Below are 1,567 nucleotides of genomic sequence, written 5' to 3'. Positions count from 1 at the left end.
TCTAAACTACCGACTTAAGCAGTTCCCGTCGGTAGATAGATTCTAACTCCGTATCACCCCTATAGCTCCTCCAGTACGACATGCAATTTGCGCCACTACTCTCACCCGTGGGCCTGATTCTCTTGGTGCGCTCCTGGCGCTCCTGGCGTTCCTGGTGTCCTGGCGGGTCCGGCTCTTATTCCCTGGGGTATAATAGTAGCCTATGTTCCCGGTAGAGACGCCTGAGACCCCCGCCCAGCCGGGAGAAAGCCCCGAGCGCCCGCGCCACGACCCCTTCGCGGCGCTACGGTTCCGCGACTTCCGGCTCCTGGTTATGGGTAGCTTCCTTGCCGTGGTGGCCGAGCAGATGCTGGGGGTGGCGGTAGGCTGGGAGCTTTACGAGCGCACCCGGGACCCCTTCGCGCTGGGGCTTGTCGGCCTGGTGGAGATCGTGCCCGTGCTGCTGCTGGCGCTGCCCGCGGGGCAGGTGGCCGACCGCCGAGAGCGCAAGTGGGTGGTGGTTGCGGCGATGAGCGGGCTTGCCGCCTGCGCGTTTGGGCTGGTTGGCCTGTCTCTCAGCACGGGGCCGCTACCCGCCATGTACGCGCTGCTGTTCGGCATCGGGGTCGCCAGGTCGTTTCAGAGTCCGGCGTTTAGCGCGATGAGCGCGCAGGTGGTGCCCCCGACTCACTACGGCAGCTCGGCCGCCTGGTCGAGCGGGGCGTGGCAAACGTCGGCTATCCTGGGTCCGGCGCTAGGAGGCTTGCTGATCGCGCTGTGGGGCGGGGCGGCGGGCGTGTACGCTGCCTCCGGGGGGCTGCTGGTGTTGGTGGCGCTGCTGTTCTGCCTACTCCGCCCTCGCGCCGTGGACCGCGTTACCGAGCCTATCGACCTCAACTCCTTGCTGGCCGGAGTGCGCTTCATCTGGCGGACGCCCGCGATCCTCACGTCCGTAACGCTCGACATGTTCGCGGTGCTGCTGGGCGGGGCGACGGCGCTGCTCCCGGTGTTCGCGCTGGACATCCTGGGGGTGGGGGCCGCCGGGCTGGGGTGGTTGCGGGCGGCCCCGGCGGCGGGGGCGGTAGTGGCGGCCCTCGTAATGGCGGTAATCCCGCCGTTGCGCTATGCGGGGCGAACCTTGCTGGTCGTGGTGGCGGGGTTCGGGCTAGCGACGGTGGTGTTCGGGCTGTCCCGCGACTTCGCGCTGTCCCTGGCTATGCTGGCGCTGTTGGGCGCGCTCGACAGCGTGAGCGTGGTGATACGCAGCACGCTGGTGCTGACACTCACACCCGATACGTTACGCGGGCGCGTGAACGCGGTGCACTACGTGTTCATCGGCATCTCGAACGAGCTAGGCGCGTTCGAGTCGGGGGTCATGGCGGCTGTGTTTGGGACGGTGGGGGCGGTGGTAGGGGGCGGCCTGGGCACGGTGCTGGTGGTGGCGATCGTGGCGGTACTGGCACCCGAGCTGCGGCGATTGGGCCGGCTGGACACGCACGATAAAGAGTGACCGCGGGCGCGGGGCGTAAGCACTTCCACCGGATCGCGTCCGAAAAGCAGCCCCCTGGATTGTGTTATAATCGCTCCA

General features: G+C 67.6%; 1 protein-coding gene. It reads left to right on the top strand.

The annotated features are described in order from the left end of the window. The first annotated feature begins 202 nt into the window (after positions 1-202). Entirely contained in the window at positions 203-1,489 is a 1,287-nt protein-coding gene (locus VF584_17170) for an MFS transporter (protein ID HEX8211911.1), read from the top strand. The last annotated feature ends 78 nt before the right edge of the window (positions 1,490-1,567 follow it).

Source organism: Longimicrobium sp. (genome assembly GCA_036389135.1).
In the GTDB taxonomy this organism is placed as follows: Bacteria; Gemmatimonadota; Gemmatimonadetes; order Longimicrobiales; family Longimicrobiaceae; genus Longimicrobium.
Note: the sequence above shows the minus strand (reverse complement) of the source record. Positions and strands in the feature narration are given on the sequence as shown.